We start from the raw sequence: 26,491 nt of genomic DNA, 5'->3' as shown, positions 1-26,491 counted from the left end.
GTCTCAGCCTTTCACGGCGCCAGCCGTCAGCCCGCGGACGAAATATCGGCCAGCGATGATGTAGACGACCAAGGTTGGGATGGCGGCGATCATGGCGGCGGCCATGTCGACGTTGTATTGCTTGCGGCCCATCGTGACGTTCACGATGTTGTTGAGCGCCACGGTGATCGGCGACGACTGGCCGGCGGTGAAGGACACACCGAACAGGAAGTCGTTCCAGATTTGCGTGAACTGCCAGATGCAGGACACCACGATGATCGGCAACGCGGCCGGCAGCATCACCGAGAAGAAGATCCGGAAGAAGCCTGCCCCATCGATCTGCGCCGCCCGCGTCAGTTCATCCGGTATGGTGATGAAGTAGTTGCGGAAGAACAGCGTGGTGAAGCTGATGCCGTAGACCGTGTGGACGAGGACGAGGCCCGGAATGGTTCCCGACAGGCGCAGGCTGCCAAGCAACTGTGCCATTGGCAGGATGACGGCCTGGAACGGCAGGAAACAGCCGAAAAGCAGCATGCCGAAGATGAAGTTCGAGCCGGGGAAACGCCATTTCGTGAGGATGTAGCCGTTGATGGCGCCAATGCCCGTGGAAAGGATCACGGCCGGGACGACCATCAGCAGCGAGTTCACGAAATAAGGTCGAAGACCATCGCAGGCCGTGCCGATGCAGGCTTCGCCCCACGCCTTCTGCCAGGCCTCGAACGTGATTGCCTGCGGCAGGCCGATGAAGGAGCCGCCATAGATCTCGTCGAGCGATTTCAGTGATGTCACGATCATCACCCAGAGCGGCATCAGATAGAATGCCGCGAGCGCGAGGAGCGCGCCGTAGATGAAAAGACGCCCGAACCGATGGGACTGACGCGCGGACCTGGCTTCAGTGCTCATTGCGGGTCTCCCTCAACTCGGAATACAGATAGGGAACGATGATGGCTGCGACCGTCATCAGCATCATCATCGCGCTGGCCGCGCCGACACCCATCTGGTTGCGCCGAAAGGTGGCTGCGAACATGAAGGTGGAGGGCATTTCCGTGGCATTGCCTGGGCCGGCATTGGTGAGGGCCAGGACGAGGTCGAAGCTCTTGATCGAGATGTAGCTGAGCAGCACGATGACGCTCAGGAAGGCCGGACGCAGCATGGGCACGATAATGCTCATGTAGATGCGCGGAAGACCTGCCCCCTCGATCTGCGCCGCCTTGATGATGGAGGTGTCGATGCCGCGAAGACCGGCAAGAAAGATCGCCATGGCAAATCCGGTCGATTGCCAGACGGCCGCAATGACCACGCAATAGATCGCGTAGTCCGGCCGCGTGATCCAGTCGAAGACGAAACCGTCCCAGCCGAAATCCCGCACGACCTTCTGGATGCCGAGATCCGGGTTGAGAATCCACTTCCATGCCGTCCCCGTCACGATGAAGGACAGTGCCATCGGATAGAGATAGACCGCACGCAGGACGCCTTCAGCGCGGATCCGCTGGTCAAGCAGAATGGCGATGAGAAGCCCCACGGCGATCGTGATCGTCAGGAACAGCGCGGTGAACAGGAACAGGTTGACGACGGCCGTTTTCCATCGCGGCGTCGCCCAGAGGCGCACATATTGCTCCAGCCCCACGAAGTCGAACTGCGGGACCATTCGGGAGGAGGACAGGGAAATCCATCCCGTCCAGGCGATGAAGAGGTAGACTCCAACGAAGACTGCCACGAGGCTCGGCGAGAGGACGAGCCTTGGCAGCCAGTGCGTGAACCGATCCTTCAGTGAAAGTGTACTGCGCATGACAGCATTCCCAAGGTTGTCGCAGAAGTACCGCACGACGCTCCAACCGGGCTACTCCCGGCCGGAGCGTCAGGCTTGGCTCAGCGCGCGTTGTTGATACCGTCAACAAGCGCCTGAACGGCGTCCTGGGAGGACATATCGGTGACGAAGAACTTGCCCACGACGTCGCTGAAGACGCCTGCAAACTGTGGCGGTGCAGCGAAGCCTTCGGTCAGGCCGCCCAGCATGGCGCCGCTTGCGACGGCCGCTTCGCGATCGGCGTAGCTGCGCTTGGCGCAGGCGTCGAAATCGTCGACCGAGACATCGGAGCGGGCCGGGATGGAGCCCTTGATCTTGTTGAAGTTCTTCTGAACTTCCGGATCCATGACGGATTCCGCCCATGCATCCTGCCCCGCGACGATCGCCGCATCCTCGATCTTGAAGAGGCCGAAGGCATCGATGATGAACTTGAAGTTCGGGGTCGCTGCGGGCGTCGGGAAGCACAGGAAGTCCTCGCCCGGCTTCATGCCCTTGGCCAGGAACTCGCCCTTGGCCCAATCGCCCATGACCTGCATGGCGGCCTTGCCGCTTGCGACCATTCCGGTGGCCACCGCCCAGTCACGGCCCGTGAAGCCGTCGTCGACGAGACCGCGCACCTTGCGCAGCTTGTCGAAGGCATCGATCATCTGCGGGCTCGACAGTGCGGCTTCGTCGAGATCGATCACGGCCTTCTTGTAGAATTCCGCACCGTTGACGTCGACGACGATGGCTTCGAAGACTTCCAGGATCTGCCACGGCTCGTCGCCGATGGCGAGCGGCACGACGCCGGCAGCCTTGAGCTTCTCACCCGCGCCGATCAGTTCGTCCCAGCTCTTCGGCTCGGCAACGCCGGCCTTGTCGAAGACCGCCTTGTTGGCCCAGACCCAGTTCTGGCGATGCATGTTGATCGGCAGCGAAATGAAATCGTCGTCGCTCTTGACGAAGGCGAGCAACTGCGGTGCCAGCGCCTTGTCCCAGCCATTCTGGACATAAAGATCGTTCAGCGAGCGCAGAACACCTTCCTTGGCCCAGTCGAGGCCTTCATAGCCGAGGAACTGCATCGTGGTCGGCGGGTTGCCCGCCGCAAGACGGGTGCGAAGTGCCTGGAGCGCATTGGCGCCCGACAGGCCGCCGACGGCGCTGTCCTGCCAGGTATAGCCCTTGGTCTCGAGCTTTTCCGTGATGACCTTGAGCGCGTTCACCTCGCTCTCGGAAACCCAGTGGTGGATGCCTTCGACCGTGCCCTTGCTTTCGGCCATGGCGGCGACCGGCAGCAACGAGATCGAGGCGGCGAGAAGTGTCGTCAATTTCATGGTATTATTCCCCTATATTTGCTCTGGTTGTTGGAAAATTGTGGCCGGCGCAGCGGGCGTATTCGCCGTGCCGGCCGTTCGGATCATGCGTCGGCCGGCTCCACAGCCGCCGCATAAGGCACGTTTCGTCCGCCATATCGCCGGACGCGGATGTTTGCCTGCTCGGCATGGCCTGCGAACCCTTCCATTAGGCAGAGCCGCGATCCGTAGGCACCGATCATGGCGGAGGCCTCGTCGGTGAGGATCTTCTGGTAGGTGCAGGTCTTCAGGAACTTTCCGACCCACAGGCCGCCGGTGTAGCGGGCGGCCTTGTTGGTGGGCAGCGTGTGGTTCGTGCCGATCACCTTGTCGCCAAAAGCGACATTGGTGCGGGCACCGAGGAACAGCGCGCCGTAGTTCTTCATGTTGGCGAGAAAGTGATCAGGGTCACGCGTCATGACCTGCACGTGCTCGGATGCGATGCGGTCGCCCTCCGACAGCATTTCCTCAATCGTGTCGCACAGGATGATCTCGCCAAAATCCTCCCAAGCCTTGCCGGCGACGGGCGCCGTCGGCAGGATCTGCAGCAGACGCTCGATCTCGACGAGTGTGTCTCGGGCAAGCTTCTCCGAATTGGTGACGAGGATCGCCGGGGAGTTAGCGCCATGCTCGGCCTGGCCGAGAAGGTCGGTCGCCACCAGCTCGCCATCGACGCTGTCGTCGGCGATGACCAACGTTTCCGTAGGGCCGGCGAAAAGATCGATGCCGACGCGGCCGAAGAGAAGCCGCTTGGCTTCCGCCACATAGGCATTGCCGGGGCCTGCCAGCATGTCGACCGGATCGATCGTTTCCGTGCCGTAGGCCATCGCGGCAATCGCCTGGACGCCGCCGAGGCAATAAATCTCGTCCGCGCCAGCGAGGGCCTGTGCCGCCACGATCTTTTCGGCAATCCTGCCCTGGAAGGGCGGCGCGCAGGTGATCACCCGTTCGCAGCCAGCGACGCGCGCCGTCAGCACCGTCATGTGGGCGGAGGCGAGCAGTGGATACTTGCCGCCCGGCACGTAGCAACCGACATTCTGGATGGGGACGTTCTTGTGGCCGAGCACGACGCCCGGCAGGGTTTCGACCTCGATGTCCCTCAGCGTCGCCTTCTGGGCCTCCGCGAACCGTCGGATCTGGTCCTGCGCAAAATCGAGGTCCTCGCGCTCCCGTGCCGTAAGCGCGTTGATGCAACCGGCAATCTCGTCCTTCGTCAGCCGATAACTATCGCGATCGAACGTGTCGAACTGGACCGAGAGTTCGCGAACCGCCTTGTCCCCGCCGTCCCGGACCTTTGCGAGAAGGGCCTCGACCGCCTTGGTGACCGCGCTGTCGGTGCCGCCCTGCTCGATGGAGGCCCTGGCTGTTTTGATGTGCCGTATCATGACAAAGTCTCTTCGTTCACGGCCGCCGGTGGCACCGCGTTCTCGATCTGTTGGGAGGGAGAAGGCAAGGGAAGCGAAGCTGACCTCGGCTCCCTTGCGCTCGTATGCCTAGAGGTGCTGCTCGCGGGCTCGCATTTCTGCGTAACCAGCCTGCTCCTTCTCGTAGTAAGCCGGCGACGGGAAGTCCCACCAGCCGGTGGCGAACGGACCGGCGGCGTCACGCGAGACAATCACCTCGACCAGCGCCGGGCCGCCGCATTCCAAGGCAGCCTTCAGGCTGCTTTCCAGGTCTTCGTCTTTCTCAACCTTCCACGCTTCAAGGCCGAAGGCGCGGGCAGACGCTGCGATATCGGCCGAGTAGGGCGCGCCATTGCCGGCATGGTTGTTGAACTCCGAGGCGATATGACGGCCCATGAACTTGCGCTGGCCACCGCGGATCGACATGTAGCCCTGGTTGTTCAGGACAAGGAAGACCACGTTGATGCCGTTCATCACGGCCGTGCCCATTTCCGGAAGCGACATCATGAAATCGCCGTCGCCGACGATGGCGACCACCTGGCGGTCCGGGCAGGCAAGCTTGGCACCAAGCGCGGCGGGCACGGCCCAGCCCATCGGCGAGTAGGAACCGGAGGTCAGGTGCGTGCGCGGCTCGTAGACGGGGAAGCTCTGCTTGACCGCGCCTTGCGTATTGCCGGAACCGACGACCACGATGCCATCGCGATCCAGCACTTTGCGGAGCGCCATGAGCGGACGCTGTGACGTGAACGGCGTCTCGCGGCTGTTTTCGCGCGGCTCGACCAGGGCGCGCCAATCGGTCTTCGCCTTCTGCACGTCAGCAACAAACGCTTCCCGGCGCGACAGCATCTTCTGCGAGTCCGCATCGGAAATCAGCGAGAGGATTGCCTCCAGCGTCACCTTCGCATCGGCAACGATGCCGACTTCGGTCTCGTAGTTCTTGCCGATCTCGCGCGGATCAAGGTCGATATGGATGAGCTTTGCCGACGGGATCGAGAAGGAGACGCCCTTGGCATAGGAGGACGCCGACCAATCGGTAAAGCGGCAACCGACCGAGACAACAACGTCGGCCGATGCGGTGATCGTGTTGCCGCAGGTCGTGCCCGTCTGGCCGACGGCGCCGATGAACAGTTCGTGGTCCTCGGAAATCGCGCCCTTGCCATTCCACGTGATCGAGACGGCGGCACCGAGCTTCTCGGCCAGGCGCGTCAGTTCGGCGGACGCGTTTGCGGTGATCGCTCCGCCGCCGGCGACGATGACTGGGCGCTCGGCACTCAACAGCACCTTCACCGCAGCCTCGATGGCCTTCGGATCCGGGTACGCGAGACCGACAGGCAGGCGCTTCTGGAGCGGATGAATGGCGACATCCGCAGCCTCGACCTGAACGTCCATCGGCACTTCAACATGGACCGGACCGGGACGCCCTGTCAGCATTTCGCTGAAGGCGCGGTGCATGATGCTTGGGAGGACCTGCACCGAATTCGCTTGCCAGGCACGCTTGGTCACCTGCTCCGTGATACGTGGGAAGGCATTGTCCTGCTGGCGCTCCAGTTCCTGCATGGTGCCATGGCCGTGCATATAGGTCTGGGGCGAACCCGAAACGTAGAAGAGAGAGGTGGAGTCGCAGTAAGCCGTCGCAAGGCCGATGATAGTGTTCGCAGCGCCCGGACCGACCGAGGTGGAGCAGGCCATCGGCTTGCCCGACGCACGGTAATAGCCGTCCGCCATGTGGACGGCGCTCTGCTCGTGCATCACCTGGATGAACGGGATCTGCGACCCCTCCTCCAGAAACGCGTCGAACAACGACCAGATGCCATGCCCCGGCACGCCGGCAACGTATTTGATGCCGTATTCCTTGAGCGCTTTCGCGACGATTTGGCCACCTGTCAGCTTCATTTGATCGACCCTCTAAATTTCGTTATTGATCTGGACCCAAGGAGACAACGACCGGCTCTCCTCCAAAGATTGGCTTATTGTTCGGCAGGGCGCGCGTCGCTGCAAGTTCGCAGCAATCAATTCACTGATGCAATATGACGCTGTTTTTGGTTCATTGTGCGTCTAAGAGTAAATCCGCCGCTTGCTGTTGCCAGGATTTTTCTAATGCAGTCGGCCTGCCACGCCGACCAAAAGGGATGCGCAATGTGACGCGCAATCCGCGTCAGTTAACGAATAAAATAATGGGCTCGCGCACTGTCATTGCGAAGCCGCCCGTGTTTCGCTGTGGTGGGTCAGGCTGTACGGTACTGGAGCACGATAGTGGAAAACCTAGCAAGAAAATTGGCTTTCGCGGATGAGTTCATCTCCGCAACCTTGGTGGAAAATGCAGTGGATTACCGCGTCGAAGATGGCGTGGTCGTGAACATCTCGCCGTCCGCGATGATCACGGGCGAGGAGCACACTGCAGTGGTGCCCGCCTGGAAGTCGACATGGCTCAAAGGCGGAACCATTCGTTCGGCCGAGCGTGCAGCGATCATCAAGGTCGTCAAGCCGACAAACCTCGGCGGCTGTATGTTCCGTGGCTGGGATTGGCTTGGCACCCGGATCCGCAGCTTCCCGCGCGACACGCCTCTATATATCTCGGCGCAGGACGAGATCGGAAGCCTCACCACCGATGCCCGGGTGTTCACCAACGAGCGCGAACAACCAGAAAATTTGCAGACCTTCCGGCTGAAGCTGAATCTGTGGTGGGCTCCGGGCAATACGGACTGCTTCATTCACAACGAGCATTCCTTCCTTGAGACGCACACGCAGATTTACGGCATCGGACGCATGCAAAAATTCAAGGAGCGGAATGATGCGACACTCTACGAGGACGTCGTGATGTCGATGGGCTACTCACACGACCCGTTCTGCCGCGTAACCGGCGAAAACCAGTGGACCTATCCCTGGCATCGATATTACTCCGACACTGACAGTGTCTGGCTTGCTATCGAGTTGCACCCCTGACGGCACAGAGGCAGCCTGCGCTGCCTCTAGCTCATCTGGATCATGTCGGAGCCGTCACCGAGATACTGCAGCGCCTCTCTCGGTATAGCAGGATCGTTGCGATCCAGGACGGTGAGATCCTTGAGATGCTCCCTGCGGAGCAGGCCTGGGCCGCGATAGTGGAGTACAACCTTCGTGGAATAGGGCTGCCGGAAGACATTCGCCGCGATGCCGCTGGAGATGCCGAACATGAACTTTTTCGAGTTTCTCTTGACCTGGGCATAAACGCCGAATGTCAGTTCGTTCGACTGGATGCCTTCGAAGTCCGCGGTGAACAGACGGTCGGCCACGGGAAAGCAGAAACCGTAATATTTAAAGACATACTCCGTCTTCCGTGGGTTGTCGAAGCTGGGAAAACGCTCGACGTAATAGTGCTGGAGAAACTCTTTGTTGCGGTAGATGCAGAACGCCGAGTGCAGCACGAACCCCTTGTAGATAGAAGAAAACTGATAGCGGTCGTAGACCCCGGTAATGTCATCATGGTCGGCATTGTTTTCGACGATCATGTTGGACACGAAGCGTGAAAACTCCGGCAACTGGCGCGCGGTGGCCATGGCATGGAAGAAGTTGCCGTCCACGAGCGTTTGAAATTCTTCTGGATCAGTAAAGAGGATCGGTATGCTCAGGCCGAAATAGTTTGCGATGATTCGCAAATTTGCCGGTGACGGAATATGGGTGCCGGATAGATACTTATTGAACTGCTGCCGGTTGACGTTGATCTTGCGGCAGACTGCCGCGACCGAACCGTGGCGCTCGCAAATCGTGCGCAAATTCGCAGCCAATGCGGCAGTGTCCCTCCCCAAGTGGTCCATAAACATCCCCAGAAATGAAGCAATCCGCAGCTTTTAGTACTTCACTTTGCGCCATTTAGCAATGTTTTATGCGTTGATTTAAGGCGCCGTAGGTGATTATTGTCGCGTGAAAATCCGAACCGACTTCGTGAATGAGTTGCCTGCACTGATGCAAGAGGCACCCCCGGAAATGGCTCCGCGTTTCACGTCACCGCGATGTCGTTCAACCCGAATTTCCTCGAGTGAATCGACCGCCGCCACGATCTCGCTGTCTTAAAGCACCAGATACGTAGACCAACCATGTCCGCTCGTACGATTTCGTCGAAGATCGCACGTACAACAGCAGGGAACCCCGCATGCCCGACGTGATCGATGAGGTCACTTGGGAACGCATCGCCAACACCGTCGAGAGAAAGCTGAAGGCAGTCGATGACATCGACGTGCTTTCCGACCTATTCATCATGCGGGGCATCCCGGCACATATTTGGTCCGACAAACGCGCCGGAGCAGCTTAACTAGCTGGAGGCTCGTCAACGAGTCGATCTGACCTGGACCAACGTCAAGCATCATCTGCGATGTGAACAACGACATGTCTCCACACCCCATCTTTCGACCGCAACGAAAGCAATCCACAAACCCGGCTGCCTATCATGGCAAGAGTTAACCTTGTCGTGGTGGCCTGGTCAGATCACTTTTGACAAACACACAAACAAAGGTCAGCTCAATTGACGAATTTGCAAACCATCATATGCCGTTCGTCGCCATGATATTTCATATCGCGCCACGCAGTTTATGGAACCGTCGACAAATATATGCGGCACACGAGACGAAAAACTAACCATCGCAAATGAAGTAAATTTTCTCTAGCGGCTCAATCACCGTTATCGACGACTTTGTACTCGGAGGTACCACAGCCAATACGCCGGGCGCCAACTGAGTATCGCGAGAGTTTATTGACAGAGTGGCCCTTCCCCTCAGCATCAAGAAAGTCTCTCCAGCATCGCTACCACCGTGATTGTGAACGCCTGGACGAGCTCGCCAAAAATTAATCGTGATTTCATTCCCTGACGCCGTCTTGTAGCTCCTGTTTTCTCTGACCCACGCCGCGATTTCAGCCAATAGGACGCTATCGCGAACGTAGATTTCTTCCTTCGTCATGTTTGAAGGGCAAACCTTATTCTCTAGGATTGTCTGTAGTATTTTCGGAGGAGCTGCATCCTTGGACATGGAGGGGTGAACCTGAAAGAATGATGCTGAAATGATGGAAGCGATGGACAAGTGTTTGATAATTCTCACGATGATACTCCTGGTAAAACTTCAAGAACGCGAAAAACAACAACCGAGGTGAAAGGCGGCAAGGCGCTAGTACCTTTCATCGGCCGGAAGATAAGCGACGGCGCCGATCTCAAAATATAGTCCGTCAAGCGCTAGCCGTGGCACGGGTATCAGCATGCTGGCGGGTTTCTGCGGACCCGGCCAGGCCGCATTCGTGGCGGCGGCGATCACATGCTCCTTGTCCATCGTGTGATCCACCGAAAGCAGCGTGATCTGCGTCACATGCGTCAGGTCCACGCCGAGCGCTTCGACAGCAAGGCGCAGGTTCTCGAAGGCGCCTTTCACCTGCCCCTTGAAATCGGCGGCCAGCGCGTGCCCCGCGGTGTCGATTGCCATCTGTCCGGCAATGTAGACCATGCGCGCGGCAGGCGGTGCCACGACGATTTGGCTGAACCCGTGGCGTGACGGCTCATATAGTGTAGCTGGGTTGATGTGGGAGGACGTGGCGGTTTTAAGGTTCGTCATCGCTCTTGCCTGTCGGTTGGGGTTCAGATCGGGTAATGCAGGGGGCCATCCTGGATGGTGAGCCAGCGCAATTCGGTGAATTCGTGGATGCCGGCTTTTCCGCCGAAGCGGCCATAGCCCGAATTCTTGACTCCGCCGAAGGGGACTTGCGCCTCGTCGTGCACCGTCGGCCCGTTGATATGGCAAATGCCGGAGTCTATCCGTTTCGCCACCGCCATCGCACGATTGACGTCCCGACCGAAGACCGCAGCCGAGAGACCGTATTCCGTATCGTTTGCGATCCGTACGGCCTCGTCCGTGCTGCCGGCGCGCACCACGCTGACCAGCGGCCCAAAGCTCTCCTCGGAATAGACCCGCATGGATGGTTTGACGTGATCGAGGACGATCGCATCGACGAGCGTTCCCTGCGCCTTGCCGCCGGCGACGAGGACCGCGCCCTTAGCGACCGCGTCGTCGACGAGGACTCGGATGCGTTCGGCGGCGCTGACGTCGACCAGCGACCCCAGCGGCGTGTCGCTCTTGCGCGGGTCGCCGGCAACCAGGGTTCGCGCCTTGGCGCCAAGAAGATCCACGAACGTATCGCCGACTTTCTGATCGACGACGATGCGCTCGGTGGACATGCAGATCTGGCCCTGGTTCATATATGCGCCGAAGGCAGCGGCCGCCACGGCTGCTTCCAGATCGGCGTCATCCAGCACCACGAAGGGCGCCTTTCCGCCGAGTTCGAGGAGCACCGGCTTCAGATGGCGGCCGGCGGTCTCAGCGATGATACGCCCCACACGGGTCGATCCGGTGAAATTGACGCGCCGAATGGACGGATGCGCGATGAGCGTCTCGACCACCTTTGAGGCATCGGCCGGTGCGTTGGAGATGGCATTCAGCACACCGGGCGGCAAGCCTGCCGAATGAAGCGCGTCGACGATCAGCCGATGCGTGCGCGGGCAAAATTCCGACGTCTTGAAGACCACGGTGTTGCCGCAGGCAAGGGCCGTCGCCAGCGAGCGGACGCCGAGGATCACCGGCGCATTCCATGGGGCGATCGCGAGCACGACGCCGACGGGCTGGCGGATCGCGAGTGCAAGGCTTCCCGGCCGGTTGGAGGGGATGATCTCCCCCGTGATCTGTGTCGTAATTGCTGCGGCTTCACGCAGCATGTCGGCGGCCAGCCCCACATTGAAAGCGGCCCAGCTGCCGGTCGCGCCCGTCTCGTCAGCCATGGCCAGGGCGATGTCCTCGGTCATAGCGGTCAAAGCCTCGGCCGCCGCATTCAGCAGCCTGCGCCGCTCGTTCGGACTGGTCGCCGACCAGCCTGGAAAGGCACGCGCCGCGGAGTTGGCCGCCTGCCTTGCATCGTCCACCGACGCCGCCGCCGCCTCCGTGGCGATTTCCCCGGTGATCGGATTGTTGCGCAGGAACGTATCGCCGTTTGCGGCGGCCCGGTCATGATTGTCGATCTTGAGGCCAAGTACTGCCATTTTTCCGCTCCCATTATCGGAATTACGTTGCGGCGCCCAAAAAGGCCCGCCTTACACTTTCGTCATTTTTCAACGCTTCGGCGCTGTCCTCGCCGACGATGCGTCCTGCTTCCATCAGGTATCCGCGATCGGCAATATCCAGGCTTCTTTTCACATTCTGCTCGACGACAAGCAAAGCAAGGCCCGACGCCTTGATCCTGCCGAGCGCTTCGAAGAGTTCGCCGACCACGACGGGCGCGAGGCCGAGGCTCGGCTCGTCAAGCATCAGCAGAATGGGGTTAGACATCAGCGCCCGCCCGATCGCCACCATCTGCTGTTCCCCACCTGACATGGTGCCGACATACTGGCTGCGTCTGTCGCGGAGCTTCGGAAAGAGACTGTGCACGAAGTCGAGCTTTTCGGAAATCGTGGCCCGGGCCCGGTCGCAATAGGCCCCGAGCTTGAGGTTTTCGAGAACGGTCAGGTCGCCGAAGACGCCTCGCCCCTCGGGAACGAGCGCGATCCCCTCAGACAGGATGCTGTGGGGCGCATGGGCGCGGATATCCTTGCCCCGGAAGCCGATGACGGCGTCCCGCGACGGGTTTTCCAGCCCGGCGATCGTTTTCAGAAGCGAGGATTTTCCCGCGCCGTTCGCACCCAGGATCACGACCGTCTCGGACGGGCCGACGCACACGCCGACACGGTCGAGGGCCAGATGCTTGCCATAAGAAAGGGAGAGGTTTCGCGTCTCAAGCATGGCTTTCTCCGAGATAGGCCGAGACGACGTCCGGGTGCGCAAGGACATCGGATGTCAGTCCATCGGCGATCAGGCGGCCGGCATTGAGAACGATCGCCCGGTCGCACAATTGGCGGATTGCCTCCATCACATGCTCGACCAGCAGCACCGTGATGTTCCGGTCGGCAAGCGAGCGGACGAGGGCAATTCCTTCCACGAGCTCCGTGGGGTTGAGCCCGGCCAGCCATTCGTCTAGCAGCAGGAGGGAAGGTTCACCCGCGAGTGCCCGCGCAAGCTCCATGCGCTTCTGGTCGATATAGGTCAGCTCGCCCGCCACCTGCCCGGCCCGGTCCCCCAGCCCCACCTCGTCGAGATGAAGTCGTGCCAGCCGTTCGGCCTCTGATCCGGCAAGGCGCCGGCGGCCGAAGGACAGCGCGACCACGACGTTTTCGAGCACGCTGAGCGTCGGAAGCGCGCGCACGAGCTGGAACGTGCGTGCCACGCCTTTATGTGCGATCCGGTGCGCCGGCAGGCCCGAGATCGCGGCGCCCTGGAGCCTGATCGTGCCTTCTGTCGGCGCAAAAAGACCCGAAATCATGTTCATGACCGTCGTCTTGCCGGAGCCGTTCGGGCCGAGCAGGGCCACGGTTTGTCCAACCTGAAGATCGAAGGAGACATCGCGCACCGCCGTGATGCCGCCGAAGCGCTTGGTAAGCGCGTTGACACTGAGGAGAGCCGTCATTTGCCACCTCCTGCATCGGCCGTCGCAGGACGGCGGAAGCGGGCGTTCACCGTTTCCATCGCCGCGAGCACGCCGTTCGGCAGCGCGAAGACGATGGCGATGAAAAGCAGGCCGAGGATGATCGAGTAATGGTTCGGGAAATGCACCGACAGGAATTCGAAGAGCAGGAAAAGCGGCACGGCGCCCATGAGCGGACCCCACAGCCGGTTCGCGCCGCCCAATAGCGCCATGATCAGCGTCAGGAAGGACACCGTCGGGTTGAAGACGATCGAGGGTTCGACATAGGTCCAGCGCGGCGACTGGATGGCGCCGACGAGGGTGATGACGACCGCGCTGAACGAAAACAGCGCGAGCTTCAGCATCGTGCCGTTGATGCCCACATGGGCTGCCACCACCTCGTCCTCGCCGATGACCCTGAGGGCGAGACCAATGCGGCTTCTGCCGATGAGCCAACCCGCGAAGAGCGTAAATGCTGCTAGCGCCAGTAGCTGCCAGTAGATCATTGATGGCGTCATTGACATGAAGATATAGCGCCCAAGCGTGCCGGTGATGTTGACCTCGTACCAAGTGATCAACTGGCGTACGAGTTCGGCCAGACCGAAGGTGAAGATCACGAAATAGACACCCGCCAGGCGGAGCGTCGCCAGACCGACGATGAGGGCAGTGACCAGACCGATCGCCGCGGCAGCAGCAAGCACGAGCGGGTAGAACACCGCATCGCCGATCACCGCGACAGTGTAAGCGCCTATGCCGTAAAACGAGACCGTGGCCAACGAGACATAGCGGGTCGGCCCGGAGAACAGCGCCCATGCGGTTGCAAGGATGATGTATCCCATGAGGCCCACCAGGAAGGTTATGCCATAGGGGCCGATGAACCACGGCACGGCCGTCAGGAAAGCGATCACGAGGGCGATGAACGCAATGAAGCTTATGTCCCGTCGTGTCATCGCGAGACCTTTCCGAAAAGACCGTTGGGCCGCCAGAGAAGAACGGCGAGAAAGATGGCGTATGTGGCGGCAAGCGTCAGGCCCGGATCGGCATAGGCGGCGACCAGCGTCTCGACGACACCGAGTATCAGCCCGGCGGCGAGCGCGCCGGCGACATTGCCCACACCGCCCATGATGACGACGATGAGGGCCTTCATGGCGAGCTCCCCGCCGGAGGTCGCGGTAAATGTCTGGAACATCGAGATCACCACACCGCCCGCAGCGGCAAGGGCGCCACCGAGTGCGAAGGCAAACCGGGCAGAACGCTCCACGTCGATGCCCACGAGCGAGGCCGAGCGCGGGGAAATCGCCACGGCTCTCAGCGCCATGCCGGCGCGCGATTTCAGCAGCCACAGATAGAGGCCGCCGCCGATGACGACCGCCATCGACAAGGCGAGCAGGCGGTTTGCCGCGATGCTAACCCCGAAAAGGTCGATCGGGACGTTCAGGTAGCTGTAGCTGGTGTAGTTGGCCGAGAAGGCGACGAGCATGATCCCCTGGGCGATGAACATCAACCCGAATGTGGCCAGGATGACGTCGATCTCCAGGCGCCCACGGTCGCTGTTCCGCTTTACGAGAGGCGACAAGGCGAGCCGATAGACTGCATGGCTGAACGCAAAGCCGAGGGGCAGGGCCGCCAAGAGCGCGACGATCGGATTGATGGAGAGGGAGGCGAACAGAAGGTATGCGAGAAAGGCGCCCGCGATGATGATCTCGCCATAGGCAAGGTTCATGATGCGCGAGATGCCGTACTGGAGTGTGAGCCCTACTGCGAGCAGCGCATAGGTGCCGCCGAGCACGAGGCCCGCGATGAGTATTGCGATCATGCCGATCCTCCGGATTTGCAGGGGAGGACGGCGGGCGCGATGCGCCTGCCGTCCATCCGGTCAGTTCTGCCAAACCGGCTTCGGGATAACCGCCTGCCTTGCGCCTTCGCGGTCGGTCGGTGCGAGCCCAACAAAGACGCCGTTCTGCCATTGGCCGGTCCACCAGAGCTTTCGCAACTGGTTGTCCTCGAGCTTCGTCTCGCCCTGTGCGGTGAGGAAGGTGCCGGTCGACAGTTCCTGCGAAACGGCATCCCGATCGAGCCCACGCCGTTTGATCGCCTCCTGCAGCATCTGAAGGCTGACATAGGTCGTGAGGCTCGCCCAGTAGTCCGGTTCCTGGCCGATGAGGCGCAGGTAGAGCGCTCGGTAGTCCTTGGTCGCCTGGCTTTCCGGATCGATCCCGCCGAGGCTCATGACGCCTTCGGCATTCGGGCCGTTGGTCTTGCCGTAGTCGGCAAACTCCCCGCCGACCCCGACGTAGAAGACCTTCGGATTGAACTTCGCGACCTGTGCCTGCTGCGTGAGGGCAAAGGTATCCGGCGGGTAGGAGAAGGCGACGAAACTGTCGGCGCCCGCGTCCTTGACCTCGTTGATGACGGCCGAGAAGTCGGTCGTGCCGGCAGGGTAGGTCTTATCGTAGGCGATCTCCAGCCCGGCATCGGCGAACGCAGGGCGCGCGGCGTTGATGAGGTCGATCCCGAAGCCCGAGGCGACGGACACGACGGCCACCTTGTTGTTGATGGCGCCCTTGGCGGCGCCGTCCTTGATGATGCCGGCAAGGGCGCGCGTGTAGTCGTTGCCGCCGCCCAGCATCCAGAAGCTCTTCTTCCAGCGCCGAACGAATTCCGGTGCCTTGTCGGTGACCGAGGAGACGGCGAGTTGCGGATAACCGTAGCGATCGAAGATGGGCGCGGCGGCGAGGTTGAAGCCGGTGCTCCAGGGCGGAAGGATGAAGTCGACGGTGTCCTGCGCGGCGAGGCGCTCGACGGCACGCACCACCTCTTCCGCCGAGGAGCGATCGTCGTATTCGATCACCTCGACGGGCAGTTTGCTGCCGTCCGGCAGCTCCAGTCCGCCGAGTTCGTTCACCTGCTTCACCCAGAGCCGGTAGTTCGTCAGGGTGGTCGTGCCGGCACCTCCGGCATTGGCGCCCGTCAGCGAGATGGCGTAGCCAATCCGAACCGATGTCCTTTGCTGGGCACGGGCTCCTCTCCCGTGCAGCACCGAACCGGAAAGCAACGCAGCAGCAAGGCCTTGCAGGACGGGCCTGCGACCGATATCAGCCATTTGTGATTCCTCCTCATAGCCCCAACCGGGCTTCCTCCTCCATCAGGCCTCAGGCGAAGCCATATGGAATGCGATAAGGCTATTGTTCAGCAGGTGCTCACAGAATAGACTTTTGAGGGAATGAGTTGGACTTTTCACGGAGTGGCGCGTGAAAAACATTGCCGTTGAAAAACCGTCCCTGCGTCTTCATGTCGAGGCCCAGTCGCTGAACGGGGCCTTGAGCGATACCGCCTGGACGTTCCAGGGCCACCACAACCAATTCGTCGTCCTGTCTGCGGGGACAGGCTCGCTCACCTTCGGCCCGTCGACCGTGGAAATCTCCGGGCCGTGCCTGATCTGGCTTCCCGCCGGTGCCGGCGGCACCGTCGTGTTTGCAGCCGGTGCGCGCGCCGCGCTGCTATCGCTGCCGGATTCCCAGCTCGGCGCGGCCATGCCGGCGGGCGCGGCATTCCTTCCCGTCACAGAGATGCTGACGCGGCCGATCGTCGGCTCGGTGATCGCTTCCGATCAGGCGAACGAGTTCGTCCACTCCATCGAGATCCTGGCCCGGGAGCTGTTGAATGGTGAGCTGGGCGCGGAAGACGTTATCCGCCATCGCATCGGCCTTCTGATGGTGGCACTCTGGCGGTCCACGGATCTGGCGGCAGCGCCGCGGCCGTTGCCTTCTCCCCGGACGATCGTCAGGGCGTTCGTCCAGCTCGTCGACCTGAGGAAGCGGCAACATCTCTCGGTCTCGGACTATGCGAAGATCATGAACGTCACGACGGACCGGTTGAATTCCGCTGTGCGGCGGGTCACCGGCAAAAGCCCGATGGAGCTGATCCATGACAGGCTCGCGACGGAGGCCGCAAACCTCATCGAGAAATCGCCCCTGCAGATATCCGAGGTCGCCATGCTGTTGGGCTTTGACGACGTCACCTATTTCAGCCGGTTCTTCAAACGCATGACGGGCTTGTCGCCACGAGCCTTTCGGCAGGGCAATCTCGGCCGCATCGAACGGGAACGGTCATCCTATGCGGCATGGCCTTGATAAGTCTGCACTTGCAATAGCCTGCCGCTAGCATTGCAGAACGGCTAGACGGCTTCCAGCGCCTTGGTGAGGTGGGTCAGCAGATCTATGAGTGTCTTCTTGTTGGCGGCGCCGATGATTTCGGTGATGGCGAGATCGTGTTCGTGTGCCGCCTGGCTGAGCCTGCGCCGCAGTTCCTCGCCCGTTTGCGTGAGATAGAGGCCGTAGGTCCGCTGGTCGACGCGACGGCGCTCGATCAGTCCCAGTTTGGTCAACTGCACCATGGCGGGCGTGATGGTCGATTTGTCCCGCCTGCTGTGCGCGCTGAGATCGGTCTGGCTCAGGCCTGGATTGCGCGCGATGACATTCAGCATGGCCAGACGGCCCGGCCGGAACTCGACGGCGCTTCTCTGCAACGACTTCACCGCCGCTTCCTGCGCGATGCGCAGGTAATAGCCGACTTCATCTTCCATATCCCAGCCGGCCGCACCGTCGCTTTCCATCAACGATCTGGGCTCATTTCCCGGTTTCTTCTTCATGCTGCCATGCACCCTAACAAGCTCGATGAAACGCCGCGCGTCAGGATCGACCTAACACGACGCCCACGCAATGTACCGCCCTTTTCGCGGGGGCGGGACTGCTTCCGGCTGAAAGGGGAAGGCGGGGTGGAGACACCGATGGCGGCAGGATTGCCACCACCCGCGAAGGAAAGGCCGTCAGTTGATGTGTTTCAGGAAGCGGGAGAGGCGCTCGCTCGGCGGATTGGCGATCAGGTCCCGCGGTTCTCCATCGTGGACGATCTCGCCGTTCTCCATAAACAACAAGCGGCTGCCCACCTCTCGGGCGAAGCCAATTTCATGGGTGACCACGATCATGGTCATTCCTTCGCCGGCAAGCATTTTCATGACGCTCAGCACTTCCTGGCGCAGCTCCGGATCGAGCGCCGAGGTCGGCTCATCGAAGAGCATCAGGCGTGGGCGCACCGCCAGAGCCCGGGCAATGGCGACACGTTGCTGCTGCCCGCCGGACAATTGCCGCGGATAGTGGTGGGCGCGGTCTTTCAGCCCAACCTTCTCCAGCAGATCCAGGGCCAGTTCCTGCGCGTCGCTCTTGCTCATTCCGCGCACCTTTACGGGTCCGAACATGACGTTTTCAAGCGCTGTCAGCTGCGGGAACAGGTTGAAGTGCTGGAAGACCATGCCCGCCTCCAGCCGGATGTGGCGGATGTCGTGCGCTCTTCCCCGGACGCTCAGCCCGTCGACGAAGATCTCGCCGCCCTGGATCGTCTCCAGCACATTGATGCAACGGAGCAGCGTTGACTTGCCGGAACCGGAGGGGCCGATCAGGCAGACGATCTCGCCGCGCTCGACCTGAAGGTCGATGTTCCTCAGGACGGTGAGAGGACCGAACCTTTTGACGACGTTTCGAAATTCGAGAATGGTCATAGCGGCTCCATCCGGCGTTCCAGGATTTGAAGACCCTGTGCGAGCCCGCTGATCATGACGAGATAGAGAATGGCGACGGCCGCCCATATCTCGATCGCCCGGTAGTTCTCCGTCATGATTTCCTGACCGGTCCGGGTCAGTTCGCCGACACCGATCACGATGAGGATCGACGTATCCTTGAGCGTGATGATGAACTGGTTGCCGAGCATCGGGATCATGCGCCGGAAAGCCACGGGCCAGATGACGTTCTGCAACACCCGCGGAAAGGGCAGCCCCATGGCAAGCCCCGCTTCGGTCAGGCCCTTGGGCACGGACAGCAGCGTGCCGCGAACGATCTCGGCAAGATAGGCCGACGAGTTGATGACAAGGGCGAGAATGCCCGCCGCAACCGCCGGCATGCGAATGTCGAGGACCAGTGGCACGGCAAAATAGAGGAACATGACCTGCACGACCATCGGCGTGCCCCGGACAACGCCGACATAGAGTTTTACGGGCGTCGCGAGAAACCAGGGCCCGTAAGCCCTGGCGATCCCGAGCACCATGCCGGCCATCATACCCCCCAAAAGGGATATGACGGCCAGCCAGATCGTCTCTTTCGCGCCGACAAGGAGTTGCGGCAACGCATCCCAGACGGCTGACCAGTCGAAGCTCATTTTCCGATTCCTTCCGTCAGAGGGGGACTATCCCGGTTCGCCTAGTTGGCTGGCGCGCCGAACCACTTACGGTAGATCGTGTCATAGCGGCCATCGCTGCGGATCTTTGCGAGGGCCGCGTTGATCTGCGCGGTCCATGGGCTGCTCTTTGGCAGGGCGATCGCGACGGGGATCGCCTCTCCGACCGGCACCGCAATCATCTTGACCTTCTCCGCGCCCGCAGTATTGGCGTAATAGGCAAGAGTTGGAAAATCGAACACGATGGCATCAGCCCTGCCGGATTCAAGTTCGAGAAAGGTTTCCGTTACGGATGGAAAGAGCCGCTGTTCACTGCCCGGGAGATTTTCCTTGGCCCACTTTGCGCCGACGCCACCGGTGACCGACGCGATCCGTTTGCCATTCAGGTTCTCCGGTCCAGTGATGTCCTTGTTATCCTTGGAAACCATGATGCCCAACGCGCTCTCGTAGTAGGGGTCGGAAAACTCCACGACCTCCTTCCGCTTCTCCGTTACGTAAATGCTGGCGATCGCGATATCGAGTGAGCCTGTCTGCAACGCCGGTACGAGCGCCGAAAAATCCATGGCGGTCACCTCATAACCCTGCCCCAGTTCCTTCGACACTTCAGCCCAGATATCCTGGTCGAAGCCCACGCGCTGGCCCGCTTCTATGAAGTTGAACGGCTTGTTCTCCTTGTCGGTGCCAACAGCCAGATCGGCCGCCGAACTCATGTTTGCCGTGAGCGTGGCGAACGCCAGGGCAAAGGCATAGATCATTGATCCCTTTTTCATTTCATTCCCCATTCGTTGATTGGTTTTTCTATGCACCCTGTGGTGCCGTTCTTGGACCACTCTCTAGACGAGCGAGGCGGGTCCTGCCCCACTGTCATCAATCGCCTTCGCGAGGCGTTTGATTCCTTCTTCAAACCGCGCCACCGGAGCATGGGAGAAGCTGAGGCGCAGGGTGTTATGCTGGGTGAAACGCGTGGAAAATGCCGCGCCGGGGATGAATGTGACGCCGATTTCAGCACAGCGAGACAACAGCGCGTGGGTGTCGATGTTGCGGGCAAGCGTAAGCCAGTAGAAGAACCCGCCCTCCGGCTCATTCCATGTGGCGCGATCTCCAATATGCTCTCGCAACGCAGCCGACATCGCATCCCGACGCGCTCGGTAGATCGAAAGCGCCTTTTCGCGAAAATCAGCGAGATCCGATTCAAGAAGCCGCGACAGAATCGCCTGGGATAGTGATGCCGGCTGGAGGTCTTCAGTCTGTTTGAGAAGTGTCGCCTGCTCGATCAATCGCGACGAACCCACCATCCAGCCAATGCGCGTGCCCGGAAACAGGGACTTTGAAAACGTACCGAGATAGACGACACGGCTGTCTTCTATGGACCGGTCTTCACAATCCAGGGACTGGATCGTGGGCAGGTGATGGCCCTCATATCGGACGGCACGGTAGGGATCGTCCTCAATGATGATGGCGTCAAGCTTTCTTGCCAGTGCGACGAGTTCCCGTCGACGTTCTCGCGAATAGGTGGCGCCGGTGGGATTCTGGAATGTCGGAACGGTGTAGATCAGCCTGCATCTCGCACCGGTCTCCAACACGTCCGTGAAGGTCAGGACACGAGCGCCACGAGCGGCAAAGACCTGAAGTGCACCGGGGTAGGTTTCGTTGTCTACGGCAACGACATCGCCAGGATTGAGGAGCGCCTCGCAAACAAAGTGAATACCCTGCTGAGAACCATTCGTGACGAGGATGTTCGATCTAGCGCTTAGAACGCTCAACGTCTCCATGTCCGCCGCAATTTGTGCAGCAAGCTTTGACGTTCCTTCGGTTGGTCCGTACTGCAGGCCATCCTGACGGAAATCGGGGTCGTCGAAAGCCGCTGCAAAAATGGGTCGCAGCCTCCCCATCGGAAATGTCGTTGGATCCGGCGCTCCGGCGCCAAAGCCTATAGTATCAGGGTGGCGCGGCATACGGTCGAGGTCGCGTATGGCTGACCCGATCGATCGTTTCGCGATGTCAGAGAACTTGTCTGAAAAATCTAACATGGCTTGTCTCTTGTGCGTGGTGCGGGGAACGGGGCCTAGTCAGAGATCGAGACTTCGACCAATGCGAGTCTGCGCTCGCTTTCGACGATCCGGATCGCCTCTGACAACACGTCTGGCAATTTTTCGCAGCTGTCGACATGGGCCGCCCAGGCCCTGCTCGCGGCGGCGACTTTCGTAAAGTCAGGCGATGGAGAGAGATCGACGAGTGGCATTTTGTTGGATCTGGCGGCCGCGCCGTTCGGATAAAGTCCCGTCACGGATTTCCTGACGGCTTGCCACCCGGCATTGTTGAGCACCACCACGAGGATCGGAATTTCATATGCCTCCGCGATCTGGTGGCAGGCGACAGGGTTGGAGAACATGTAGGAGCCGTCGCCCATTGTCGCGACGACGAGACGGTCCGGCGCTCCCAGTTTCATGCCGAGCGCGGCTGGAAACGAAAATCCCAGTCCACCGGAATGCGGTTCCTGGAACCAACTCCCCTGCCCTTCCGGCACAAAAACCTCCGGCAGGCAGCCAAGTTCGGAAAACACGGTGTATGGGCGCCCCGAGGGGATTGCCTCCTTGAGGCAATGGCTCACCCAAGCCTTGGTCGGCGCCGCCCTGGACCGAGCGTCGAGTTGCCGCGCCAATTTGCTTCTGCGTTCTTCATTGTATGTTCGCACCCGGCTCCGACGCGCTTCGATCACTTCGGCTTGAGCCTCCCTGAGGGGCTGCAAATCGGTTGCAAGATCAGCGAATATCAAGGCGGCCTGGCCGGGGAGGCTGAGGGTGGATTTGAAATTGCGGACTGGGAAACGAATGTAGAGCGGATCCTCGCCGATATGAATCACGTTTGCCGCGGTGGTTTTGTGGATGTCCGGATTCCATGGCGCCAAGCAGTCGAGCACGATGACGAGATCGGCAATGGCAAGCAGGTCCGACGGATCGTCGCCGCAATGCATCGGATGACTAAACGATATAGACGGTGAGATCATCCAGTATTGGATGAAGGGAATCGCCCAGTCATGGGCCAGCCTCTCCAGGCACTCGAAGCCGAATATGCTCTTCGGCCCGCGCTGCGCGATGACCACCGGGTGTTCCGCCTCCGCAATCATTCTTGCCGCGGATTTTAGGGCTGCCGCGGAAGGCGCTACTTCCGTCGGCGCGATGCGCGCGGCATCCTCCAGCGATGCGGTGGGACAGGGCTCACAAAGAACCTCGCGTGGCAGACTGAGGTAGACAGGCCCGCGAGGCTCAGACATCGAGATGGCCATCGCCCTATCCAGGATATCGCAAACCTGTTCCGGGTGCTTCAGTTCGTAGTCCCATTTGCAGGCTTCGCGAACGAGCGCGTTCTGGTCGCGCATTTCCTGCCCCCAGCCGATGGGAACCGTGCGGCTTCCAAAGCGACCTCCTTCGGTTACGGGCGTACGGCCCGACATCAGCAGGATCGGGGCTTGCTCCATGGCAGCGTTGATCGCGCCGATGGAGCAGTTGGCAAGACCCACATTGGTATGTGCCGCTACAACTGCCGGCCGGTTCGTCGCCAGGTAATAGCCGTGGGCCATCCCCATGGCAGCGTTTTCGTGTGGTGCGATCACAGCGGTCGGAAGCGACTTACCAAGCAGCTCCGCCTCAGCGAGCCCCTCCACGATCGGAGGAAAGTCCGTTCCTGAATTCACGAACATGTAGTCGATACCCAAAGCCTTGAGGCGCGTTAACAATGCGCCGCCAGCAGTCATGGAGTTCGAGGCGCCCTTGAGCATTGTGCTTCCCAATCCGTGTTGTGTTTTATATAAAACTTTTTATCATCAAACAGTTTTATGTCAAACATTTAATTGTGGCACCGACTATCTGCCCGCGGCAACCGCTGAAGCTCAGCTCTTCTGGGTCTTTCTGGAATTCAATTCTCAGACCTGATACCGCCCTTGATGGCGCTGAAAATTGCTTATCAGGCCTTCAGTCTGCCGCAGCCCAGATGAGGCGGGAACAGGCATCTCGACGGCACACACGAGACCGCCAGCTCATAGAATCCTGCCATTCGGGCGCAGGCCCATAACTCGTATGATAGCTGAGGGCTGAGCCAATTGAGTTCGCCTACATGGGCAGAGATCCCATGGGCAACAGATCACCTGTTCTCAATGTAAATCCGAGGCGCGCCTGAGCACGGGATGCTTGAACGCCCTGACAGCGTCCCCGCTCCGCACGTGCCAAGGCTCGCTGATCAGCATGCGGGACCCCGGCTGCACCGTCCGGGCCGATGACGGTAGGACACTTGATGTCTAAGATGAGGCGTTCGCACAAACACCGGGAAAACGGCTTTATAGCAAACCTCTCTCCACCGCTATTCGCCTTGGGCTAAGGATATCGGGCGATCCAGCTTGCAAGTCTTTCGCATGCTTCTTCGACTTGGCCCAAGCTGCGTTGAAAGCACATGCGAAGGTAGCCTTCACCAGCCTCGCCAAATCCGCGTCCTGGCGCAAGTCCGACATTCGCCTTGTCGACGATGTCAAACACAGCCTTGTTCGACTCGGTCACCCCATCAACCTTGAAAAAGAGATAGAATGCGCCGGTGGGAACAGAGAACTGAACACGATTGGACGCTCCCAGAATCCTGCACACCATGTCGCGTGAAATCCAGGCGTGAGCAATCTGCTCCTTTAGGAAGTCGTCTCCGTCGTTAAGCGCGGCAATCGCCCCTCTTTGCAGGAATTCGGCGACGCCTGATGAAGAATACTGAATCAGATTTTCGAAGGTCCGTGACAGTTCCGCGTTGCCCCGCATCCAGCCAACTCGCCACCCAGTCATCGCCCAGTTTTTGGAAAATGTATTGACGTAGATTAGCCGGTCGCCCGCCTCTTCGACATCCAAGAATGAAGGCGCTCGCGTCTTTCCAAAGTGAAAAAGGGAGTAAACTTCGTCGGCGATGATCCAAAGCCCGTGCTTGCGCGCAAGCGTGAGCACTGCACGAAGTGTATCGAGATCGGCCGTCCAGCCAGTCGGATTGGAAGGCGAGTTAAAGAAGATGGAACGCGTGCGCGGCGTGATCGCGGCCTCCAGGCGTTCGAGGTCGCAGTGCCAGCCACTTTCATTTTCGATCAGTGGGACCGGAACTGCCGTGACACCTGCAAGCCCTGCCGCGCCCGCGAAATTGGGCCACGCGGGGCTCAAGTAAAGCGCCTCATCGCCGTGGCCGCTTGTGGCCTGCAGCGCGAGCGTAATTGCGTGCATGCCGCCGCTCGTAACCACGAATTCCTCTGCATCGATCACTTTACCAAAATGCCGTCGATGAAAATCGGATAGCGCTTGGCGTAAGTCGGGCAGGCCGGCTTGCCATGTATAGAAAGTTTCTCCCGCAGTTAGACTTTCGTGGGCGGCGCCGCGGATAAAATCAGGAGTCGTGAGATCACTTTCTCCAGACCACATCGGGATCAGGCCCGGCTTCATGCGACCGTAGTTAGAGATCGCCTCCAGATCACTGACGGGCGCGTGGCGCGCTTCCCTCCTAAGTGCAGATGTGAGCGACATTGACATCCTCCGATCGGTGTTTGCAGCCTGCTTCAATCGTCAAGCAGTCGGCCTTGTCACCCTACCTAGGATTTCAACCCAATCGGACACCATCCTCCCAAGAGAGGAGGAGAGCGAAATTGTCCTATCTGCGAAGAAAATCACCATTTGCGCATACGGAAAACAAGCCCGATCATTGCAGTTTCCCGTGTGTGCGGTCTAAAATAAAGTTGCGCAGTTAGGTTGGTTTGCGGGGGGGGGGTTGCCAATGACGCCGGCATTTGATTCAGCTTCCTTGAGCAGCGCGGCAACGCGACAGCTTCCCGCCGAGTGGGCTTTGGCCAGCGCTGAGATCGTTGAACACCTCGACGCGCCTAAGCTACCCGAAGTCCTTGCAAATGGACTCGGCACTCTCTTGCCGTTCGACAACTGCATTCAATTCGTCTACAGCCCCAACGCAGCTCCGATCAATCTCTTCGAAGGTACGTTTCGACGACGTCATGCGGCAGGCTTTCAGAATTACATCAGTAAAACCTACGCAATAGATCCATTTTATCAGAGGTATCGGTCTGGCATTCATCCTGGCGCCTACAGAATGCGTGACCTCGCCTCCGACATCCCGGATCAAGACGAGTATTTACCGTCCTACCCCGTCGTGAGACGCGAAAGTGAAGAGGTCGGATACTTGACACGTGGATGGCCGCCGTCTCGCGAAGAGGTTAGCATAGCTTTGAGTTTGCCTGACCGTCGCTGCGCCGAGATTTCACTTTCACGGCCATGGAGCGAGAAAGGGTTCTCCCGGAAAGAAGTGGAAGGTCTCGTTTTGATCGTCCCGTTCTTGCAGGCCGCGATCAATCGCTATTGGAAAACGGTTGGTGGGCATATCGTTCAGCGTCCGCCTCTCGGCGCCGATGCTCATAAAAAAGAGACCGACCGCTTCGCGGAACTTAGTCCTCGCGAGTCGGAGGTTGTAGATTTTCTTCTCAGGGGGCACTCAACACTCTCAATCAGCCTCCACCTGGGCATTTCCCCGACAACGGTGAAAACACATCGGAAGAATAGTTACGCCAAGCTGGGGATCGCGACCCAGTATGAATTGTATGCGCTTTCTCTCCAGACCCTTTGACGCGGCTGTTTGCACGAACTTTTGAAAGTGTAGCCTTGGTTTTGGATGGCCTAAAAGCGCCTCTCCCTAAAAACGGACCGGGCGGCTCGAGCCCAAGTGGCCCTGCCGCCCATCGCGGATCAGCGCTGCGTTTCTACGAATGGAAACACGAACTTTCAGGCTTTCAGTAGGCGGAACCGTCCGCGCCACTAAGATTGTGACGCTCCGTGCCTTTGAGTGGAGGGTTGAAGACGCTGACAAGAATCAGGTCTTGATCCTGGCCGCCGCGGAGATAGTGCTTGTCGTTCTTGTCGAGGACATAGATGTCACCTTTTCGGATCGGATAAATGTTCCCCTCCATGTCTTCCACCTCACCCTCGCCTGCGATGCAATAGCAAGCCTCAAGATGATTGCGGTACTCGAGAAGCGAGGTGGTATTTGCGCGAACCACCGTGTGGCAAACCGTAAACCCCATGCCGTCCTTTTCGGTCAACAGGCGGTGGCTCGTTCCACTGCCCCATTCAACAAAGTAATCCGTCACTTCAACATCCTTCAAACTGCGCACGAACATGCGGCCCTCCAAACTATGAGAAAAATTGACATCAGCGGCGGGATGG

The 26,491-nt window shown here is 60.0% G+C and carries 24 protein-coding genes and 1 pseudogene; 4 read left to right on the top strand and 21 right to left on the bottom strand.

What is annotated here, in order from left to right; all coding sequences use genetic code 11:
- Positions 1–3: 3 nt before the first annotated feature.
- The 5 genes from AC1RWL_RS01040 to AC1RWL_RS01020 form a co-directional block, all read right to left on the bottom strand.
- On the bottom strand, positions 4–882 hold the full coding sequence (locus AC1RWL_RS01040) for a carbohydrate ABC transporter permease (protein ID WP_493093644.1): 879 nt from the start codon (positions 880–882) through the stop codon (positions 4–6).
- Positions 872–1,768: a carbohydrate ABC transporter permease gene (locus AC1RWL_RS01035; RefSeq protein ID WP_493093645.1), complete on the bottom strand. Its 897-nt coding sequence runs from the start codon at positions 1,766–1,768 to the stop codon at positions 872–874. The genes AC1RWL_RS01040 and AC1RWL_RS01035 overlap by 11 nt, the downstream gene beginning before the upstream one ends.
- Positions 1,769–1,848: 80 nt before the next feature.
- On the bottom strand, positions 1,849–3,099 hold the full coding sequence (locus tag AC1RWL_RS01030) for an ABC transporter substrate-binding protein (protein WP_493093646.1): 1,251 nt from the start codon (positions 3,097–3,099) through the stop codon (positions 1,849–1,851).
- Between the two features lie 83 nt (positions 3,100–3,182).
- Positions 3,183–4,502 carry a histidinol dehydrogenase gene (hisD, locus tag AC1RWL_RS01025; RefSeq protein ID WP_493093647.1) on the bottom strand — a complete coding sequence of 440 codons (1,320 nt, stop codon included), beginning with the start codon at positions 4,500–4,502 and terminating at the stop codon, positions 3,183–3,185.
- A gap of 108 nt (positions 4,503–4,610) precedes the next feature.
- Complete coding sequence (locus tag AC1RWL_RS01020) at positions 4,611–6,413, bottom strand: thiamine pyrophosphate-binding protein (RefSeq protein WP_493093648.1); 1,803 nt, start codon at positions 6,411–6,413, stop codon at positions 4,611–4,613.
- A gap of 360 nt (positions 6,414–6,773) precedes the next feature.
- On the opposite strand from AC1RWL_RS01020, the gene AC1RWL_RS01015 reads away from it, so the two are divergent.
- A complete protein-coding gene (locus AC1RWL_RS01015) occupies positions 6,774–7,463 on the top strand; it encodes a hypothetical protein (RefSeq protein WP_493093649.1) in 690 nt (229 codons plus the stop codon).
- 26 nt (positions 7,464–7,489) lie between these two features.
- On the opposite strand, the gene AC1RWL_RS01010 is transcribed toward AC1RWL_RS01015, so the two are convergent.
- Positions 7,490–8,284, bottom strand: a complete 795-nt coding sequence (locus AC1RWL_RS01010; RefSeq protein WP_493093650.1) for a helix-turn-helix domain-containing protein — start codon at positions 8,282–8,284, stop codon at positions 7,490–7,492.
- A gap of 308 nt (positions 8,285–8,592) precedes the next feature.
- Here AC1RWL_RS01010 and AC1RWL_RS01005 point away from each other — a divergent pair.
- Positions 8,593–8,787, top strand: a pseudogene (locus tag AC1RWL_RS01005) (IS3 family transposase); the annotation flags it as partial.
- Positions 8,788–9,655: 868 nt separating this feature from the next.
- On the opposite strand, the gene AC1RWL_RS01000 reads toward AC1RWL_RS01005, so the two are convergent.
- The 7 genes from AC1RWL_RS01000 to AC1RWL_RS00970 are packed head-to-tail and all read right to left on the bottom strand — an operon-like array spanning position 9,656 to position 16,125.
- Positions 9,656–10,093 carry a RidA family protein gene (locus AC1RWL_RS01000; RefSeq protein WP_493093651.1) on the bottom strand — a complete coding sequence of 146 codons (438 nt, stop codon included), beginning with the start codon at positions 10,091–10,093 and terminating at the stop codon, positions 9,656–9,658.
- Between the two features lie 23 nt (positions 10,094–10,116).
- Positions 10,117–11,568, bottom strand: a complete 1,452-nt coding sequence (locus tag AC1RWL_RS00995) for an aldehyde dehydrogenase (RefSeq protein ID WP_493093652.1) — start codon at positions 11,566–11,568, stop codon at positions 10,117–10,119.
- Positions 11,569–11,590: 22 nt separating this feature from the next.
- Complete coding sequence (locus tag AC1RWL_RS00990) at positions 11,591–12,304, bottom strand: ABC transporter ATP-binding protein (RefSeq protein ID WP_493093864.1); 714 nt, start codon at positions 12,302–12,304, stop codon at positions 11,591–11,593.
- The gene (locus AC1RWL_RS00985) at positions 12,297–13,025 is read right to left on the bottom strand and encodes an ABC transporter ATP-binding protein (protein WP_493093653.1); all 729 of its coding nucleotides are present in this window, start codon (positions 13,023–13,025) and stop codon (positions 12,297–12,299) included. Before AC1RWL_RS00985 ends, AC1RWL_RS00990 begins: the two co-directional genes overlap by 8 nt.
- Positions 13,022–13,972, bottom strand: a complete 951-nt coding sequence (locus tag AC1RWL_RS00980; protein ID WP_493093654.1) for a branched-chain amino acid ABC transporter permease — start codon at positions 13,970–13,972, stop codon at positions 13,022–13,024. Before AC1RWL_RS00980 ends, AC1RWL_RS00985 begins: the two co-directional genes overlap by 4 nt.
- A complete protein-coding gene (locus tag AC1RWL_RS00975) occupies positions 13,969–14,838 on the bottom strand; it encodes a branched-chain amino acid ABC transporter permease (protein ID WP_493093655.1) in 870 nt (289 codons plus the stop codon). The genes AC1RWL_RS00980 and AC1RWL_RS00975 overlap by 4 nt, the downstream gene beginning before the upstream one ends.
- A 60-nt stretch (positions 14,839–14,898) precedes the next feature.
- Positions 14,899–16,125, bottom strand: a complete 1,227-nt coding sequence (locus AC1RWL_RS00970; RefSeq protein ID WP_493093656.1) for an amino acid ABC transporter substrate-binding protein — start codon at positions 16,123–16,125, stop codon at positions 14,899–14,901.
- A 148-nt stretch (positions 16,126–16,273) separates the two neighbouring features.
- On the opposite strand from AC1RWL_RS00970, the gene AC1RWL_RS00965 reads away from it, so the two are divergent.
- Positions 16,274–17,155, top strand: coding sequence for a helix-turn-helix domain-containing protein (locus AC1RWL_RS00965; protein ID WP_493093657.1), 882 nt, complete (start codon positions 16,274–16,276; stop codon positions 17,153–17,155).
- 44 nt (positions 17,156–17,199) lie between these two features.
- Here the strand turns inward: AC1RWL_RS00965 and AC1RWL_RS00960 are convergent, their stop codons facing one another.
- From AC1RWL_RS00960 to AC1RWL_RS00930, 7 genes are all read right to left on the bottom strand, one after another.
- Positions 17,200–17,673, bottom strand: coding sequence for a MarR family winged helix-turn-helix transcriptional regulator (locus AC1RWL_RS00960; RefSeq protein WP_493093658.1), 474 nt, complete (start codon positions 17,671–17,673; stop codon positions 17,200–17,202).
- A 177-nt stretch (positions 17,674–17,850) separates the two neighbouring features.
- Positions 17,851–18,579 carry a glutamine ABC transporter ATP-binding protein GlnQ gene (gene glnQ / locus AC1RWL_RS00955; protein ID WP_493093659.1) on the bottom strand — a complete coding sequence of 243 codons (729 nt, stop codon included), beginning with the start codon at positions 18,577–18,579 and terminating at the stop codon, positions 17,851–17,853.
- Positions 18,576–19,232: a glutamine ABC transporter permease GlnP gene (glnP, locus tag AC1RWL_RS00950; RefSeq protein ID WP_493093660.1), complete on the bottom strand. Its 657-nt coding sequence runs from the start codon at positions 19,230–19,232 to the stop codon at positions 18,576–18,578. Before glnP ends, glnQ begins: the two co-directional genes overlap by 4 nt.
- A gap of 41 nt (positions 19,233–19,273) precedes the next feature.
- Positions 19,274–20,005, bottom strand: coding sequence for a transporter substrate-binding domain-containing protein (locus tag AC1RWL_RS00945; RefSeq protein WP_493158187.1), 732 nt, complete (start codon positions 20,003–20,005; stop codon positions 19,274–19,276).
- Between the two features lie 78 nt (positions 20,006–20,083).
- Positions 20,084–21,280 carry an aminotransferase-like domain-containing protein gene (locus AC1RWL_RS00940; RefSeq protein ID WP_493093662.1) on the bottom strand — a complete coding sequence of 399 codons (1,197 nt, stop codon included), beginning with the start codon at positions 21,278–21,280 and terminating at the stop codon, positions 20,084–20,086.
- A 35-nt stretch (positions 21,281–21,315) separates the two neighbouring features.
- Positions 21,316–23,028 (bottom strand): thiamine pyrophosphate-requiring protein, encoded by a 1,713-nt coding sequence (locus AC1RWL_RS00935; protein WP_493093663.1) that lies wholly within the window; start codon positions 23,026–23,028, stop codon positions 21,316–21,318.
- 592 nt (positions 23,029–23,620) lie between these two features.
- The gene (locus AC1RWL_RS00930; RefSeq protein WP_493093664.1) at positions 23,621–24,790 is read right to left on the bottom strand and encodes a pyridoxal phosphate-dependent aminotransferase; all 1,170 of its coding nucleotides are present in this window, start codon (positions 24,788–24,790) and stop codon (positions 23,621–23,623) included.
- Between the two features lie 247 nt (positions 24,791–25,037).
- Between AC1RWL_RS00930 and AC1RWL_RS00925 the strand changes: the two genes are divergently transcribed.
- The gene (locus AC1RWL_RS00925; RefSeq protein ID WP_493093665.1) at positions 25,038–25,895 is read left to right on the top strand and encodes a helix-turn-helix transcriptional regulator; all 858 of its coding nucleotides are present in this window, start codon (positions 25,038–25,040) and stop codon (positions 25,893–25,895) included.
- Between the two features lie 163 nt (positions 25,896–26,058).
- On the opposite strand, the gene AC1RWL_RS00920 is transcribed toward AC1RWL_RS00925, so the two are convergent.
- Complete coding sequence (locus AC1RWL_RS00920) at positions 26,059–26,445, bottom strand: ectoine synthase (protein ID WP_493093865.1); 387 nt, start codon at positions 26,443–26,445, stop codon at positions 26,059–26,061.
- Between the last annotated feature and the right edge of the window lie 46 nt (positions 26,446–26,491).

The organism is Shinella sp. GW821-FHT10F02, from assembly GCF_058809275.1.
Note: the sequence above shows the minus strand (reverse complement) of the source record. Positions and strands in the feature narration are given on the sequence as shown.